The sequence below is a fragment of the Sphingobacterium kyonggiense genome (assembly GCF_039536825.1).
GTDB classification, from domain to species: Bacteria; Bacteroidota; Bacteroidia; order Sphingobacteriales; family Sphingobacteriaceae; genus Sphingobacterium; species Sphingobacterium kyonggiense.
Window position 1 is genome coordinate 152,704 of record NZ_BAAAZI010000006.1, and the last position, 15,934, is coordinate 168,637.

Here is a 15,934-nt window from a genome sequence, read left to right on the forward strand (position 1 = left end):
AATTTGTTGCTATTGGCCTGCTGTTTTTTGGCTTTGTTGAAATTTAAGATATTAGCTGACCCCTATTTTTTAGTTCTAAGCAGTGAGTTTTGTTGTCGACTCGTTTCTGATTCCAATTTTTTAAGGACATATTTTTGCTCGAAAAAATTCAACTCATTTTGAAGTTCAGAATATCACTGAATTTTTAAGTGATATTTTATGAGTCTACTTTTAAAATTTCAACTTATAAAATCTTCTAAGACATACTGACATACTGACATGTTGTTTCGAATAATCTCTATCCTGTTTCCCTAATATTGTCTAATATATTTTATCACATAACTTCAAAAGTTTGTTTGTCAACTTAGGGTCCTGTTTGAAGATTTTGTATGAATTGGATTTTGATTTTGGGTGTGAATTGCATGCAGGTTCTGACTTTGTTTTAACCTCTGAGGGGTTTGATTCTTCTAGGAGATATTAGATTCAATTTGCCTTGCAATTCTAGTTCTTGGACATTGGTCATTTGATAGAGTCTACAAGGATGAAATTAGTAAATTCAGCTTGTCTAATTACTTCAAATTGATCTTAAATATTATCGATCAAAATGTCTTTGAATTTAGGGTTTCATTTGTAGTGATGAATCTAGTTTTTTGATAGTGCTTTCTAGATTGGAATTATGCTCATTGGAAGCATGTGTTTTTGCCTGTGTTGCGGCTGTTGAGATAGCCCTTCCATTGCCAGAATTTTGATGTGTATAGTTTAGAATATAAGGCTCTTTTTCCTTGGTAGATATTTCAAGTAAAATCAACTTGTTGAATTTGCATTATCCATCTTTTCCACTATTATTACAAGATTAAAATAGTAAAGAAAAGGTTAAATTATTTCAATGAATTGCTTTTAAGTATTGTTTGGTCATTGTGAATAGTCTTAAATCTACTTTTTGTTTTGTTAAACCTCTTTCCGTGTCAATAAAATTAACAAATAAATAAAAATGACAGTTTTTGTTTGTTTTTATTTTCACTTCATCTTTGTCAATTTTAATGCTTTTTGTAATTGAAAAATAGCTTGATAATGATATGATTAAATCTGTTTTATGCTGCTTTTCTTTTCATCCTATAAAAGAGGTTAAATTAGACTATTACTAATTAGTTTGTAATTCCTGTTGTTTTTCAATTAAAAAAAACGACTTTTGCACAAAGAATTTTTAGGGACCAATGTAGGATCATATAAATAAAGGAGGCGTATGGAAGAATTAGCAATGCTTGTTGCGCATGTCGAGCAATTGATAGAACGTGGTGATAGGGCCGAGCTTGCAGATTATTTGAATGAGTTAAACATTTCAGATGTAGAGGAGCTGATCGATGAGCTCCCGGAATATGGCCCCTTGTTTCTTGAGATACTAAGTATAAAGCGGTCGGTAAACGTGTTCCGTATCTTGGACTTCCCAACCCAGGAACGTATTTTCAAAAAACTACCGAACTCAAAAATCAGAGAACTTCTTAATGAATTGCCACCGGATGACCGGACCTCATTTTTCAGTGAGCTTTCAGGTGATGTCGTAAAGCGCTTGATTATCCTCCTTACTCCTGAGGAACGTAAGGAAGCTCTTTCCCTATTGGGGTATCCGGAAGATTCCGTTGGACGTCTGATGACGCCTGACTACATCACGGTCAAAGAGCATTGGACGATGCCTCGAGTCCTGGATCACATCCGTCGATACGGTAGTGCCTCAGAAACCATCGACGTGTTATACGTTATTGATGCCGAAGGTAAACTGATAGACGATATCCGGATTAAAGATGTCTTAGTTGCTGAAGAGGATAAAGTGGTTGCCGATCTTATCGATAACCGTTTGATATCTCTGAAGGCAAATGATCCGCAGGAAGAAGCAGTAACGATATTCCGTATGAACAATCGTGTGGCACTTCCGGTAGTGGATGAAAAGGACATCATGTTAGGTATTGTGACGATCGATGATATCCTTTGGGTTGCTAACGAAGAGTACTCGGAAGATATGCAACGTATGGGGGGTACGGAAGCTTTAGATGAACCGTATCTGGATGTATCCATATTTCACCTTGTGAAGAAAAGAGCAGGATGGCTTATCGTGCTATTTTTAGGCCAGCTGTTGACTTTTAATGTGCTTCAGCACTATGAGGATAGGATGAACATCATTCTGGTCCTCCTGATGCCTGTAATCATGTCTAGTGGTGGTAACTCCGGTTCCCAAGCATCCACCTTGATCATTCAGGCCATGGCCATGGGTGAGGTGACGCTTCGTGACTGGTGGTTTGTTATGCGAAGAGAAATAATATCTGGATTACTATTGGGTATTATCCTGGGGATATTAGGCTTCTTCCGCATCGCGGTTGATGAATTGATTTCCCACAAATATGGCGATATCTGGTACCTGTATTCTGCAGCTATCGGCTTGTCCTTGGTAGGGGTGGTGTTATGGGGTTCCTTAATTGGGTCGATGTTGCCGTTCATTCTTCGTCGTTTCGGGGCTGACCCAGCGAGTTCTTCGGCACCGTTTGTATCCACTATTGTCGATGTAACGGGGTTAATCATCTACTTTTCGTTCGCAACTTTAATCCTTCGAGACGTTCTGTTTTAATTATTCTGATTGGTTCTGAATGAATTGCAGAAAATCGAAAAAAAATATTTGCACTTGTCGGTGAAACTTCCGATAATTGCATCACTGAAACCGAAAGGGGTAGTGAAATTCCTGAATAGCTCAGTTGGTTAGAGCATCTGACTGTTAATCAGAGGGTCGCTGGTTCGAGCCCAGCTTCAGGAGCAGAAAAAGCTTGTCATTCGACAAGCTTTTTTTAGTATATAGTAGTTCGTATTTAGTAGTTAGACCTAGGGCGGCTATTAGATCTTGAGAAAATAGAGGGGTGTTATTCCTAAAGCTCCTTTATTCCAGAGAGAATTTAAAATCATCCTTTACCAACATTCCATAAACAACATATTACACGAAATCGTTATTGTGAATATAATTCGGAATGCCAATCTTTGTTAAAACCTCTATTTATGATTTCCGTAGCTATTGTTGAAGATGAGAAGTTTTATAACAATACCCTGAAAAGGTTGTTGGATATCCATAAGGAGTTTGTTTGTATAGCGCAGCTCTATACAGGTTCAGATGCCTTGGTCCAATTGCCTTCGCTTCGTCCAGACGTGGTGTTGATGGATTTGCATTTGCAAGACCATTCGGGTAGTGCCATCATCAAGCAATTGAAAGATCAATTGCCAGAAACGAGTTTTGTTGTCATCACCAGTTTTGAGGATGATGAAAAAGTCTACGAGTCTTTCCGTGCTGGTGCGGTTGGTTATTTGATAAAAGGGGAGAGCATGGAGAATATTGTCAAGGCCATTCATGATGCCTTCAATGGTGGAGTCCCAATGTCTAATGCCATTGCGCAGAAGGTCGTGCGATTTTTCCGGGACCAAGAAACAAAGCCCAACAAGCCTATGGGTTTATCGAAAACCGAGCAACAGGTATTGGAGCTATTGGCGAAAGGGCAGCAATACAAGGAAATTGCCTATAGTAAAAATGTTTCCGTTGAAACCGTTAAGAAACATATTAGCAATATTTATCGGAAATTGGGGGTAGGTAATAAGGTTGAAGCGATTAACTTCTTGCGGCAAAACAGTTAACTCCCATGTATGATCAATGAAACTTACTTTAGTTTACTGAATATCGGGTTTAACATTTGTTTTATCCTGTATTTGGTGTTCAAATATTTTTATGAGAAGCAAAGTCGATATTATCTGTTTTTGGCTTTATTGAGCCTGTCCTTCGCAGTTAACCTCATCCTCCGCTTGGAGGTGGTCAATGGGGATTTTACTTGGGTGCGAGTCTCCAGAAAGGCAGTAGTGCTATTTTTTTATGTCTTTATGCTTTCTTTTTTAGATCTACGTTCGAGTAAACTTGTCCGATTTAGTCTGATTGGAGGGATAGTTTTTATCGGAATTGGTATTGTTTCCAGGCTACTCATGTCGGGTTATCCTATTTTTAATACTATTAACGAATGGTATAAATCGCTTTATACCGTGTTTGATCTGTTCCTGATTGCAGTTCTGCTATACCACATCAGTAGAGATCGAAGAGGGTATAACAAGTATATTTTTTGCGGTTTATTAGCCGTAATTGCATGTGCAGTGCTGATTTACTTTGGGGATAGCTGGTTTGGGCTCAATCGATATGTATCGGGATTTATCATTTTTCAAGTTGAAATATTAGTCTGTTTTTGTTTTTTCTTTTTGGCCATTATCACCAAGGAGAGTGAACAAAAAAGAGAAAATGAGCGCTTGGAGAACTTGGTGAAAACGCAAAAGTTAGAAAAAGAAAAGTCCTTGCATCGCGAGCGCGAGCGGATTGCTTTTGATATGCACGATGAACTTGGCGCAGGAATTTCAGCCATTAAATTGCAGTCGGAGATCCTGAAAAAGCAATTGCCTCAAGACCTTAATTCGGAAGAGATCGATAACCTGATTAAAATCTCCGAGCATATGAACCGGTCCATGCGTGAGATGCTTTGGTCTATAAATCCGGATAATGATAACCTAAAGAACTTTGAAGAGTATTGCATTCGCTATGGCGAATCTTATTTTGATTGTACCGACATGACCTTTCAGTACCATTCCCATTTGGAAGATCCCGAGTCTAAACTGCATGCAGAAGTTCGGTATAACCTCTTGTTGTTTCTTAAGGAGGCTTTTAACAATTGTGTGAAGCACAGTCAAGCAAAACAGGTCAACCTGACGATTAATGCCGATTCGCAATTCATAAATATTGTCATTCAAGACAACGGTATTGGGCTTTTGTCCGACAATAAAGATGGATATGGACTAAAGTCCATGCGCAAGCGAATAGAGAAGCTGCGTGGAGAAATCGACTTCCAATCGGATGAAAACGGAACGAAAATTACAGCCACTGTCTTTACCAATTTTTAATATTCCTTATATCCTTATTCCCCTTTTTCGGTATTGTTGACTTTATAATTTCCCAATAGTTTTGATGCATCAAACCCTTGTTATTTAACTATTGAAATTATGAAATCATTTAATTTTCTACGTGCGGGCTATGCCCTGCTATCTGTATTATTGATACTTCCTTTTTCTGCGTGTGAAAAAATGGAAAAAGGAGTTCTTGAAATCCGAAAATATGTTGGTTATCCCTATTCAAGCGGTAGTATGTTTCATTTCGAAGAGCATTTTTCTTGTGTCGTGATGGATGAGGAGAATATTGATTTTAGTCCTGGAGAGATTAAGCGGATTGTTGTTAATGGGGACCAGAATTATCCCGGGATATATACCCATTTTGAATATATTTATCATGCAGATAAATCAGCTAAGGATTTAGGCTATTCTTACAGTATGGATTGTGAAGAACGGACGCATTATGGAACCGCTAATGGATGTTTTTATGTGGAAGATGCTATTGGGTCGCCTGGTTTAAATAGCGGGTTTGGCCAAATCTCTGGTGCTTGGAAATTTCCTGCAACAGGAGAAGTGGTATGGATAGATTCAGATAGGTCCGGCACTGGTAGACTAATTCATGGTGGCTCTAAATTTCCAAAAGAAGCAGTGGGAGGTATTTTCTTTACCGAAGTTAAAAAAACTGGAAAGAACAGTTATAGCGCCAAAAACCACTCCTATTATCCAGGCTCAGGATGGCAACCGGGAACCTATCATGAATTTGTCGTGAGTAACGACGGTTCTACCTTTAAATTGGGGTCAGCAACCTGGCATCGAATTAAAAGATAATGATCTTTTCAAGTAAAGCATAGCCGTTATGCTTTACTATTTAATTTTTTCGGGTTATCAAGTGAAAAAGAGATTTCCATGACAAAAAAAATCTAAACTTTTAATTTTAATATCGTAATATTGCGATGTATAATCTGGTATATTATCCATGGGAATTACTAAATCCGACATTTTTAATGCCAAGCAGAACCGATTGGCCAACTACTTCAAAGTTTTGGGGCACCCTGCACGTTTAGCTATTTTGGAATACGTAGCCAAGCAAGAGGGTTGTATTTGCAATGATTTGGTCGATGAGCTGGGATTGGCGCAGGCTACCATCTCCCAACACCTGAAAGCTTTAAAAGAAAGTGGTATCATTCAAGGGACAATTGAAGGGAAATCAGTGTGCTACTGCATTAATCAAGAAGTTTGGGGAAGCATTCAGGCAGAAATTAAAGACCTCTTCAAACAGGAGCTTAGCGTTAAATCTTGTTGCTAAAAATTTTTTAACCCCTTACATCGTAATATACCGATATGATTAATTCTAACATAAAAAGTAACAGCTATGAAACTATCAGCTATTAAGGCATTATTGCCAACATTAGATCAATTGACATTTGTTGTAGAAGGAGGGGAAGAAGTTCCTGCTCATTTCCATGTGACAGAGGTTGGTCAAATCCAACGTGACTTCATCGACTGCGGAGGTGTTGTCCGTCATGAGAAGTTTGTAAACTTCCAACTTTGGTTCGCGAATGATACCGATCATCGGTTAGAGCCTGGTAAACTATCCAAAATTATCACACTATCTGAAGAACAATTGGGTTTACAAGATGCAGAGGTAGAAGTAGAGTATCAAGGGGCAACAATAGGTCGTTTTGATTTGGAATTTGATGCTACTAAATCCCTTTTCGTTCTTCGTAATAAACAAACAGCCTGTTTAGCAGAGGATGCATGTGGTATTCCAGCAGAAAAAATTAAAAAACCTTTGTCGAGTTTGAATGTCATTTCTTGCGCACCTGGATCAGGTTGTTGTTAATTTAAGGAATTAAGATGAACCTTACAGAACGAAAAGCGCATTGGGAAATGATTTACCAGAGCAAAGCTTTAGAAGAAGTAAGCTGGTACCAACCCAATCCTGAAGCATCTTTGGCTTATATTCAGTCTGCCAATCTGGATAAGGATGCGCAAATAATAGATGTTGGTGCAGGAGACTCCTTTCTGGTTGACTATTTACTGGATCAGAGCTATGAACACATCACGGTTTTGGATATCTCGGAGGAGGCCATTACACGCGCCAAGAAAAGATTAGGAGATCGTGCGGAACTAGTAAACTGGGTGGTATCTGATGTGGTCGATTATACTCCGGAACAAACTTTTGATTTCTGGCATGACCGTGCAGCCTTTCATTTCCTAACCAACCCGGCTGATCAAGAAGCTTACGCGGCTTTGGTTTCGAAGGTTATCAAGCCTAATGGTAAAATGCTTGTCGCCACGTTTTCTGATCAAGGTCCAACTAAATGCAGTGGAATTGAAATTCAACAGTACACCGAAGAGCAACTGGAGCAATTTTTTTCGAAAGATTTTTCCATGCATTCTAGCAAAAGACTGATCCATCCCACACCATTTGCTACCGAACAGGAATTTTTATTTGCCTATTTTGAGCACCAATAAATGGAAACAGCAATCTATCCTAAAATAGACGAGTTCTTGAATTCCTTGGACGCCAATCAAGTTCCAACGGAAAGAGCAACGGTTTTAAAAGAATTAGCCCATCAGGTTAAAGCGCGCCTTGATCAAAGGCTTCCTGTTGAACTTCGGTTCATCTGTACTCACAATTCCCGCAGAAGCCATTTTGCACAGATCTGGGCTCATGTAATTGCTGAACACCATCAAGTTCATGAAATTACATTCAGCTCGGCAGGGACGGAGATAACCGCCTTAAATCAGCAGGTAGTTCAAACATTGATCCAGCAAGGATTTGAAATTGCTATTCCAGAACAAAAAGCGAACCCTCACTATGAAATTCAATACGCTGATAATAGAGCAAGCATCCTATCGTTTTCCAAAAATCTTCAAGATGATAGCCTATTGAAAGGCGATTTTATAGCCATCATGACTTGTTCAGAAGCAGATCAAGGATGTCCGTTCGTGCCAGGAGCACTTTTACGAGTAGCCTTGCCCTTTGAAGATCCTAAAATAGCCGATGGTACAGCAGAGGAAGAGAAAGTGTACCTGGAAAGAAGTATTCAAATAGCTCGTGAAATGAAACTCCTTTTTCAATATATCGTTTAAGTATTCAGCATTAAAATAGCTTATTTATTGCTTTTGATTTGTTGCTTATTTCATTCGCTTTTCAGTCTAATTTCCTGAGGGTTTGCTTTGGTATTCAAACGGAATTTCCTTGGATCTGATAGGGATCTCCTTCGGATCTCGTTCGCTTCTAACCGAACGAGATCCGAAGGAGATCCGAACAAGTTCCGAAGGAGATCCGAAAGAGTGTCGAAGGAAAGACATCAGACGACAGACAAAAGATAACAGAAATAGATAGGAGATATGAGACCACTGCGCTGTTAGATGTGAGATAAACAGATGAGACAACAGACAAAAGACGCCAGATTTTAGACCTATTGACGAGATAGAATTTATTGGATTTTGGATAACGGTCGAAGCATGCTTCGACCCTACAGTTATGGTGGTCTGGAACAACAAAATCACGATTGTTTGTAGGGGCAATACATGCATCGCCCGCCATACCCCTACCTTTTGAGACAGCTCAGCTGTTCGATTTTAGACGACTGCACTACTGGATGTGAGACGAAAGATAGATGACATAAATGTCTGTTATCTGATTTCTGTTTTCTAAAATCTCATTTAAAAGCACCTTTACGTAGGAGTAGTACTTTGCATAATCGGAATGTCTGTTCGTTTTTTTAGTATTTAAACTTTTAAAATGGGGATAGGTGAATTTATTTTTCTGGTTTTAAATGATATTTGAAAAGATTAAGTGCTTGATTTTTTGTTGTTTGTTGGCTTTAATGCGGATAAACGAAGATTTTTTAACAAAAAGTTTGGCAATTAAAATGTAAAGTCCTATTTTTGTACCACTTTAAAGATGACAGCAAGTCATTAACGAGAATCCTGAATAGCTCAGTTGGTTAGAGCATCTGACTGTTAATCAGAGGGTCGCTGGTTCGAGCCCAGCTTCAGGAGCACAAAACAACAAGCCGGCCTAGATGCCGGCATTTTTTTTATTTAAAAAAAAGCATTCATGAGTTTAGTAATTGTAGGTACAGTTGCCTTTGACGCCATCGAGACGCCATTTGGTAAAACCGATAAAATTGTAGGTGGTGCAGCAACATTTGCTGGTTTGGCCGCTTCATTCTTATATCCGAAGGTGAAATTGGTTTCTGTGATTGGTGAAGACTTTGGTGATGAAAACCTATCCATCCTGACTAGCAAAGGGATTGATGTAGAAGGTGTGGAAATTATCCCTGGTGGTAAATCATTCTTCTGGTCTGGAAAATACCACAATGACATGAATAGTCGTGATACATTAATCACGGAATTGAATGTTTTGGCTGATTTTGATCCTAAAATTCCTGCTAACTACCAAGACTGTGAATATTTGTTGTTGGGTAATTTGACTCCTTCTGTTCAAATGGCAACATTGGAACGCTTGGAGAACAAACCGAAATTGGTGGTTCTGGATACCATGAATTTCTGGATGGACATCGCGATGGATGGTCTATTGGAAGTGTTGAAGAAAGTGGATGTATTGACCATTAATGATGCTGAAGCAAGACAATTGTCTGGAGAATACTCCTTAGTAAAAGCTGCAGAAAAGATCTTGACGATGGGTCCTAAATACTTAATCATTAAAAAGGGCGAGCACGGTGCGTTGTTATTTGGTGAAGGTCAGATTTTCTCAGCTCCTGCATTGCCACTTGCTGATGTGTTTGATCCTACTGGAGCAGGTGACTCTTTCGCTGGTGGATTTATTGGTTACTTAGCAAAATTACAGTCCATCAACTTCACCAACATGAAAAATGCATTGATCTTCGGTTCAGCATTAGCATCCTTCTGTGTAGAGAAATTTGGTACTGAGCGTTTGCAAAATCTAACAAAAGAAGAGATTAATGAACGAATTCAACAATTTGTTCGTCTTTCTAAATTTGAGATTGCAGAATAAAAGAATAGGGGAGCGAATGGGAATTATTATTCCAAGGTTTCCTGTTATGACCTGAAAGGTCAATAAAGAATTTGATAAGATCCCAAATGTTTCCAGTCTGCTGAAAACATTTGGGATATTTTTTTATCAGCTGTATTCGTTGAAAGCTTATTCGGCTTCAAATTTATACGCTGCCAAGGTTTTTTTCATGGATTTCCGAGCGACATGTATTCTAGTTTTCACAGTTCCAATAGGAATCTTTAAGTGATCGGAGATTTCATGGTATTTGTAACCTTCGAAATACATCGTAAAAGGTACATAATACTCGTCGGAAAGTTTAGATAAGGCATAATTGATGTCTTCCATGACAAATTTGTTTTCGCCTTTATTCTTGGCCGCTGACACAACTAGATTTGTTTGGGAGATTTCCTCTTCCTTGGTGATGAAAGAGTTAGTTTTAACAACTCGACGGTAATTATTGATAAACGTGTTTTTCATAATGGTATAAAGCCATCCACGAAGATTCGTTCCGTCTCTAAAATTCTTGAAGTACGTTACTGCCTTCAATAACGTATCCTGCACTAGATCGTTAGCATCCTCTGAATCTCTCGTGAAGTTTCTAGCATAACTTCTTAGGGATTCCGAATGTTGTACGACTAATGAGTTAAAATCGAGCTTGTTCATACAATTAGTGATTATAGTATAGTTAAATGATGCGATTCGCAGGTTAACCTACGCTAAGATTCAATAACATTGTCACTTAGGAGTTAAGCTAGGTGCAAGGATTGTGCAAGAAAATGATCGGAATTGTGGAATATTCCGGAAAGGGCTTATTGACTTTCGTCTAAAGAAATCTAAAATTTATTGATAATCGTTGCTTATAGCCTGTTGAAGGCGATTTGTTGTTTTATAATAAAATAATTTCGATGTTCGCGAAAATGTGGAAAACTTTTATAAGAGATTAACTTCTTGTTCCAAGTGTATGCCAAACCTGTTCTGTACATCGTCCACAATAGTAGACGCTATTTGAAAGATCTCATTACCAGTTGCATCACCTACATTTGTGATGACCAAAGCTTGATTTTTCCACACTTGAACTTGCCCAACTTTTTTACCTTTCCAACCGCATTGCTCTATTAACCATCCTGCTGCGATCTTTTCAAAGTTTTCATTAATAGGGTAATGAACAATTTCAGGAAATTGATTTTTTAACGATAGGAATTGTGCTGAGGAAATAATGGGGTTTTTGAAAAAACTTCCGGCATTTCCGACTGTAGAAGGGTCTGGAAGTTTCTCTACGCGGATATGGGATACCACTTCGGCAACATCTTTAATAGAAGGCTCTAGGATGCCTCTTTTCTGAAGCTCGGCTTCAATTGCCCCATAGGAAGTGTTTACTTTTCCGAACAATTCTAATTTATAAGTGACACTGCAGATAATAAACCTGCCTTTATGTTGTTTTTTAAAGATACTGTCACGGTAGGAGAACTGACAATCATCATTGGAGAAGGTGACAAATTCACCAGTTTCGGTATCAAATGCACGGCAAGAATAAAAGATATGCATCAATTCTTGTCCGTATGCACCGATATTTTGAATAGGCGATGCACCAACTGTTCCTGGGATAAGTGCCATGTTTTCCATTCCAGGGAAATCATGTTCTATGGCATACCATACTAGGTCATTCCATACTTCACCAGCTTCGGCCGTAATAAAAACATGAGAGGCTTCAATGAAATGTTGAATTCCTTTATTAGCCATATGGACGATCAATCCGGGGTAATCTTTCGTGAATAGCACATTGCTACCTCCACCGAGAATGAAGAATTCAGATTGAAATAGCTGTTGGTCAAAAAGGTCTACGAGCGTACGCTCATCTTGGATCTTGATGTATTGCTCGGCAATGGATTCAATACCAAAACTGTTGAGCTTTTTAAGGGAGATGTGTTGCTGTAGTTCGTTTTTCATTTTTTTGACCGAATCTTTTAAAAGTTCGAAAAATTAAGCTATCTTTAGTTAAGGCGTAAAGATAGGGAAACGCTAAAATATTAACTAATTAAATTGTTCATGGCAAAGAATGCAGATGCGAAAAGAATAAAGATATTGGAAGCCGCCAAGAAAAGGTTTGCACATTATGGTCTTGCAAAGACCACAATGGCTGAAATTGCCCAAGATTTGTCGTTCTCAAAAGCATTACTGTATTATTATTTTCCCGATAAGAATCGCCTGTTTGCTGCGGTCATGGAATTGACCATTGATGAATTATTAGAGCAGAGTACCATTAGCATTGAAAAGGCCAAGACTGTCCAAGAGGCCATCGATGCTTTTTTAGAGACACGATTGAAAATCATCAAAGAAAATTACAATGTATTTGAGTTTTCATATTCCTTACGGGCCGATATGCCACCTGATTTAGAATGTGTCACTCCTGTATTGTTTGAAAGGGAAATTGATCAAGTGCGGATGATATTAGAAAATGGAGTTGCTACAGGTGAATTGAAGCCTATAGATGACATTATGGTAACCGCCAAAATCCTTTTAATATCCATGTTGGGCATGCGTTTAGGGATATTGAAAGAATTCAAAAATCTATTTTTCCCACCAACTAAAGAAGAGTTTGATTATATCTTAGAGCTACAGCGTAAATTATCGAAGATCTTCATTGATGGACTAAGAGGCTAGGTTCTTTTTCAAGATGTCCAATATGATTAAATTGGCGTGTACTCTCGAATTTTCTATAAACCATAGGTGCGTATTTAATCCTCCGCATACCACTCCTGCCAAATAAAGGCCTTCCACATTGGTTTCCATTGTTTCTGGGTTATGCACGGGGATACAAGGCGCTGCATCAGGTACCTCTACACCAATCTTCCTTAGGAATGTGAAATTGGGTCTGTAACCTGTTAATGCCAGGACAAAGTCGTTTTTTAAGTGTATGGTGCCTTCGGCAGTTTCTATTTCTACTTCCTCCTCGGTAATGTTGGTGATATTGGAATTGAAATAAGCCTTGACTTCACCAAATGCTATTCGGTTATCGATATCCGGTCTTACCCAGTATTTTACCCTTGGACTAATTTCAGGACCCCGAACTATTAAAGTAACTTCTGCACCTTTGCGGTAGGTTTCTAAAGCTGCATCAATTGAAGAGTTGCTTGCACCAACCACAACGACCTTCTGATTGGCATAGTAATGCGGATCATCGTAATAATGTCGAACCTTAGGGAGATCTTCTCCAGGAACATTAAGATACATAGGGATGTCGTAAAAGCCTGTGGCGATAATGACCTGCCTAGCCATATAATTGCCTTTGCTGGAGTTAACATGGAAAATGCCTTCTGCTTTTCGAATGATGTTGACTTCCTCAAACAAGTGACAATTCAATTGGAATTTACGCTCTACACGTCGATAATATTCTAGAGCTTCAGCACGCTTAGGCTTAGGATTAGTCGTCACAAAAGGTGTGTCACCAATCTCTAAACGCTCAGAGGTAGAAAAGAAACTCATGTTAATGGGGTAGTTGTACAAGGAATTTACCAGACAACCTTTTTCTAAGATGATATGACTTAAGTTGTTTTTCTTGGCTTCTATTCCGCAGGCTATGCCAATGGGACCTGCACCCACAATAAGTATATCGTAGATATTATCCATTTGTTATTTCCAGTTTTTCCAATTGAATGCTTTTTTCCTTCTGCATGACATCCACGGTAGATTTATATAAATCTGCAGATATTTTATTTAAAAATTGCAATTGCTCTGTAATTAATTTGGACTCTTCCGGGTCAAGGGTATCGGCTGTAAGCTCGGGGAATTCGGTCACTTCCATGAAATTCTCTTCCGCAGTTGGTTCCAATAGGAGGGTGGCCTTGGAAAGATTCGTCAATATTTTCTTCAATATCACCAAATGTTCTTTGGTGTAATTTGTCTCTGTCGCCTCGGTCAATTGACTTAATAGCGTTGCTCCGTAAGAGGATAAAATATGATTTAGGATAACAAATCTATTGACTTCCTTGGTGCTTTTCTGTCTCCATTTAGGTTCTGAAAGCATACGCTGAAAGGTTGATCCCATATTCGCTGAGGAGATGTACAATTGCTTGCGTGCAAGTTTATAGCTGGTCACACTGATGGTTTCACCATAGAGAATCCGCACGGCTTGTGACAGGTAATTGTAGTTGGCAATAAGGACCTGCCGCATATTGCTCTTGATCTGGAAACTTTCCCAACTTGGGAATATGAGGTAGCTGGAGAGAAAGGCTATCATACCTCCTAAGAAGGTGTCAAATACTCTTTCCTTAGCCATGACAAATGTATTTACACCTGTAAAGCTCAGCATGATCATCACATAAGGTGTCATAAACAGTACAGCAACAATATAATTGACGCGGAATAGGCTATAGGCAGTCAGGAAAAAGAAGATTAAGAGGATGAAACGGATGACCTCATCATGTATGGTCATCAATACGATGGCGCCGATGACTCCACCTATGATGGTACCCATGAGACGCTGGACGTTCCTTTCCTTGGTTAAGCCAAAGCCTGGTTTCAAGATCACCATAATGGTGAGGAGAACCCAAAAGGCACCCATCTGCCCGATATTAAAGAAATTGAGGTTTAATATCAGGTAGGTCAGGGACATGACAATGGACATGCGCAGGGCATGCCTGAAGATGGTTGAATTTAAGGAAAGGTTATCCTTGAAGCTGCGCCAGTTGATATGCTCCGTTTGAATAAACTTATGTGCCTCTTCAATTTCTTGTTTATGAACCTTGTTTGGCCGGATAACACTGTAATTGTAAATGTTATGAATGAAAACCGTAATACTTCGAATACTGATTAGGATTTTCTTCAATGGGATAATATTCAATCCTTCTTTCTTTTCCAGTCTGTCTATGGAAACGAGAATATAATCAATATCCTTAGTGAAATTGTAAAGTGGTTTAGGTGCTCTATTGGCGTTCAATTGGTAAGCCAAATGATCCAATTCATTAGCAATTTTTATCAGTAGAATGCGGTATTCCTTTAATATGCCGGTGTGCCCATAGGTTTTACGAATAAGTTCATAATCGTAATGGGTGGTCATGGATTGTTCAAATAGATCCACGATATCGTTGAAGGTTAATGTCAGGAAACGTCCGATTTTGGTGGTGTCCTTGATGGACCTTTTACTTTGGAAAAGTAGATCCCTAACATTCTCCTGGTGTTCGTGTACCTCGATTTGTTTGTCGATAAGTTTGCCGTAGTTCTCTTCAAAATCAGCGCGGACATCATAGAAATTTGCCCTTAGACGGATGAAATCACCTACATGTCGAATAGATTCGGAAAGCTCTTGTTGGGCGAGTCGGTATGGTCTTACCTGTGTCAGGGAGAAACTAATCAACATGTACCACAGCGCACCAATGATGAAATAGCCCAAGAACATCCATTCATCATGAACTTCCTTGCTATCATCTACATACATGAGCATAATCAGGATCCCCATGGAACCAACAGTTGCTGCACGAGCGTTGAATACAGCGAACATGGAGTAGATAAAACATAAAAGCGCAATGACAACCGTCATTAGCCAGATATTACTGTTCACCAAAACCGTGATAAACTGTGTGGCTAAGCAGACGATGAAACTGGCAATCATACCAGTTCTACGATGACTTGGCGCACCTGGTGTGTCGGATAGACCGACCAATAAGGCACCTAAAGAGATGTAAGTTCCTAAGATAAATTTGCCTAAAAGCGCACAGATGATAATGGGTACAATACATCCTATGGTGATGCGCAAGCCATCTGCAAAGTATTGGCTGTAGAAGAAATTACTGATATCTTTCGTTTTCATCATGGCTTGTCCGAACAAAGATAAGCAAGGCTTGTTTATATTACGATATTAGCGGGTTGATTTTTTGTATTGCAATATAGGTTTTTGAATTGAAAAAGGAGGATTTTTGATAAATTGTCAACGAAATAAATTTAATAGTGTAAAAATTACAATTAGTACCTGATAAATCTATTAAAATGATATATTTGTAGGATTATTATCCTATC

At 38.8% G+C, this 15,934-nt stretch carries 14 protein-coding genes and 2 tRNA genes; 12 read left to right on the forward strand and 4 right to left on the reverse strand.

What is annotated here, in order from left to right; translation table 11 throughout:
• Positions 1 to 1,222 precede the first annotated feature (1,222 nt).
• From mgtE to ABD676_RS05535, 11 genes are all read left to right on the forward strand, one after another.
• Positions 1,223 to 2,596, forward strand: a complete 1,374-nt coding sequence (gene mgtE / locus ABD676_RS05485; protein WP_344673589.1) for a magnesium transporter — start codon at positions 1,223 to 1,225, stop codon at positions 2,594 to 2,596.
• 109 nt (positions 2,597 to 2,705) lie between these two features.
• Positions 2,706 to 2,779 (forward strand) — tRNA-Asn (locus ABD676_RS05490).
• A gap of 236 nt (positions 2,780 to 3,015) precedes the next feature.
• Complete coding sequence (locus tag ABD676_RS05495; RefSeq protein WP_344673590.1) at positions 3,016 to 3,642, forward strand: response regulator; 627 nt, start codon at positions 3,016 to 3,018, stop codon at positions 3,640 to 3,642.
• 9 nt (positions 3,643 to 3,651) lie between these two features.
• Positions 3,652 to 4,941 (forward strand): sensor histidine kinase, encoded by a 1,290-nt coding sequence (locus ABD676_RS05500; protein ID WP_344673591.1) that lies wholly within the window; start codon positions 3,652 to 3,654, stop codon positions 4,939 to 4,941.
• 99 nt (positions 4,942 to 5,040) lie between these two features.
• On the forward strand, positions 5,041 to 5,754 hold the full coding sequence (locus ABD676_RS05505) for a hypothetical protein (protein WP_344673592.1): 714 nt from the start codon (positions 5,041 to 5,043) through the stop codon (positions 5,752 to 5,754).
• A 148-nt stretch (positions 5,755 to 5,902) separates the two neighbouring features.
• Positions 5,903 to 6,232 carry an ArsR/SmtB family transcription factor gene (locus ABD676_RS05510; RefSeq protein ID WP_344673593.1) on the forward strand — a complete coding sequence of 110 codons (330 nt, stop codon included), beginning with the start codon at positions 5,903 to 5,905 and terminating at the stop codon, positions 6,230 to 6,232.
• 66 nt (positions 6,233 to 6,298) lie between these two features.
• On the forward strand, positions 6,299 to 6,769 hold the full coding sequence (locus ABD676_RS05515; protein WP_344673594.1) for a DUF6428 family protein: 471 nt from the start codon (positions 6,299 to 6,301) through the stop codon (positions 6,767 to 6,769).
• Positions 6,770 to 6,783: 14 nt separating this feature from the next.
• Positions 6,784 to 7,404: a class I SAM-dependent methyltransferase gene (locus ABD676_RS05520; protein WP_344673595.1), complete on the forward strand. Its 621-nt coding sequence runs from the start codon at positions 6,784 to 6,786 to the stop codon at positions 7,402 to 7,404.
• Positions 7,405 to 8,025, forward strand: a complete 621-nt coding sequence (locus ABD676_RS05525; protein ID WP_344673596.1) for a low molecular weight phosphatase family protein — start codon at positions 7,405 to 7,407, stop codon at positions 8,023 to 8,025.
• 844 nt (positions 8,026 to 8,869) lie between these two features.
• A tRNA-Asn gene (locus tag ABD676_RS05530) sits at positions 8,870 to 8,943 on the forward strand.
• A 58-nt stretch (positions 8,944 to 9,001) separates the two neighbouring features.
• The gene (locus ABD676_RS05535; RefSeq protein WP_344673597.1) at positions 9,002 to 9,922 is read left to right on the forward strand and encodes a PfkB family carbohydrate kinase; all 921 of its coding nucleotides are present in this window, start codon (positions 9,002 to 9,004) and stop codon (positions 9,920 to 9,922) included.
• Positions 9,923 to 10,069: 147 nt separating this feature from the next.
• Here ABD676_RS05535 and ABD676_RS05540 read toward each other — a convergent pair whose 3' ends face one another.
• Entirely contained in the window at positions 10,070 to 10,585 is a 516-nt protein-coding gene (locus ABD676_RS05540; protein WP_344673598.1) for an RNA polymerase sigma factor, read from the reverse strand.
• A gap of 267 nt (positions 10,586 to 10,852) precedes the next feature.
• Positions 10,853 to 11,869, reverse strand: coding sequence for a UDP-N-acetylmuramate dehydrogenase (gene murB, locus ABD676_RS05545; RefSeq protein ID WP_344673599.1), 1,017 nt, complete (start codon positions 11,867 to 11,869; stop codon positions 10,853 to 10,855).
• 99 nt (positions 11,870 to 11,968) lie between these two features.
• On the opposite strand from murB, the gene ABD676_RS05550 reads away from it, so the two are divergent.
• The gene (locus tag ABD676_RS05550; RefSeq protein WP_344673600.1) at positions 11,969 to 12,583 is read left to right on the forward strand and encodes a TetR/AcrR family transcriptional regulator; all 615 of its coding nucleotides are present in this window, start codon (positions 11,969 to 11,971) and stop codon (positions 12,581 to 12,583) included.
• Here ABD676_RS05550 and ABD676_RS05555 read toward each other — a convergent pair.
• Both ABD676_RS05555 and ABD676_RS05560 read right to left on the reverse strand, forming a co-directional pair.
• Complete coding sequence (locus ABD676_RS05555) at positions 12,572 to 13,549, reverse strand: YpdA family putative bacillithiol disulfide reductase (protein ID WP_344673601.1); 978 nt, start codon at positions 13,547 to 13,549, stop codon at positions 12,572 to 12,574. The genes ABD676_RS05550 and ABD676_RS05555 overlap by 12 nt on opposite strands.
• Complete coding sequence (locus ABD676_RS05560) at positions 13,542 to 15,731, reverse strand: FUSC family protein (RefSeq protein WP_344673602.1); 2,190 nt, start codon at positions 15,729 to 15,731, stop codon at positions 13,542 to 13,544. The genes ABD676_RS05555 and ABD676_RS05560 overlap by 8 nt, the downstream gene beginning before the upstream one ends.
• Positions 15,732 to 15,934 lie beyond the last annotated feature (203 nt).

Bases quoted from the DNA above. Each gene is read 5' to 3' on its own strand.
- ABD676_RS05505 (WP_344673592.1), top strand. From the start codon at position 5,041: ATGAAATCATTTAATTTTCTACGTGCGGGCTATGCCCTGCTATCTGTA.
- ABD676_RS05535 (WP_344673597.1), top strand. From the start codon at position 9,002: ATGAGTTTAGTAATTGTAGGTACAGTTGCCTTTGACGCCATCGAGACG.
- ABD676_RS05540 (WP_344673598.1), bottom strand. From the start codon at position 10,585: ATGAACAAGCTCGATTTTAACTCATTAGTCGTACAACATTCGGAATCC.
- mgtE (WP_344673589.1), top strand. From the start codon at position 1,223: ATGGAAGAATTAGCAATGCTTGTTGCGCATGTCGAGCAATTGATAGAA.
- ABD676_RS05515 (WP_344673594.1), top strand. From the start codon at position 6,299: ATGAAACTATCAGCTATTAAGGCATTATTGCCAACATTAGATCAATTG.
- ABD676_RS05525 (WP_344673596.1), top strand. From the start codon at position 7,405: ATGGAAACAGCAATCTATCCTAAAATAGACGAGTTCTTGAATTCCTTG.
- ABD676_RS05560 (WP_344673602.1), bottom strand. From the start codon at position 15,731: ATGATGAAAACGAAAGATATCAGTAATTTCTTCTACAGCCAATACTTT.
- murB (WP_344673599.1), bottom strand. From the start codon at position 11,869: ATGAAAAACGAACTACAGCAACACATCTCCCTTAAAAAGCTCAACAGT.
- ABD676_RS05500 (WP_344673591.1), top strand. From the start codon at position 3,652: ATGATCAATGAAACTTACTTTAGTTTACTGAATATCGGGTTTAACATT.
- ABD676_RS05550 (WP_344673600.1), top strand. From the start codon at position 11,969: ATGGCAAAGAATGCAGATGCGAAAAGAATAAAGATATTGGAAGCCGCC.
- ABD676_RS05510 (WP_344673593.1), top strand. From the start codon at position 5,903: ATGGGAATTACTAAATCCGACATTTTTAATGCCAAGCAGAACCGATTG.
- ABD676_RS05520 (WP_344673595.1), top strand. From the start codon at position 6,784: ATGAACCTTACAGAACGAAAAGCGCATTGGGAAATGATTTACCAGAGC.
- ABD676_RS05555 (WP_344673601.1), bottom strand. From the start codon at position 13,549: ATGGATAATATCTACGATATACTTATTGTGGGTGCAGGTCCCATTGGC.
- ABD676_RS05495 (WP_344673590.1), top strand. From the start codon at position 3,016: ATGATTTCCGTAGCTATTGTTGAAGATGAGAAGTTTTATAACAATACC.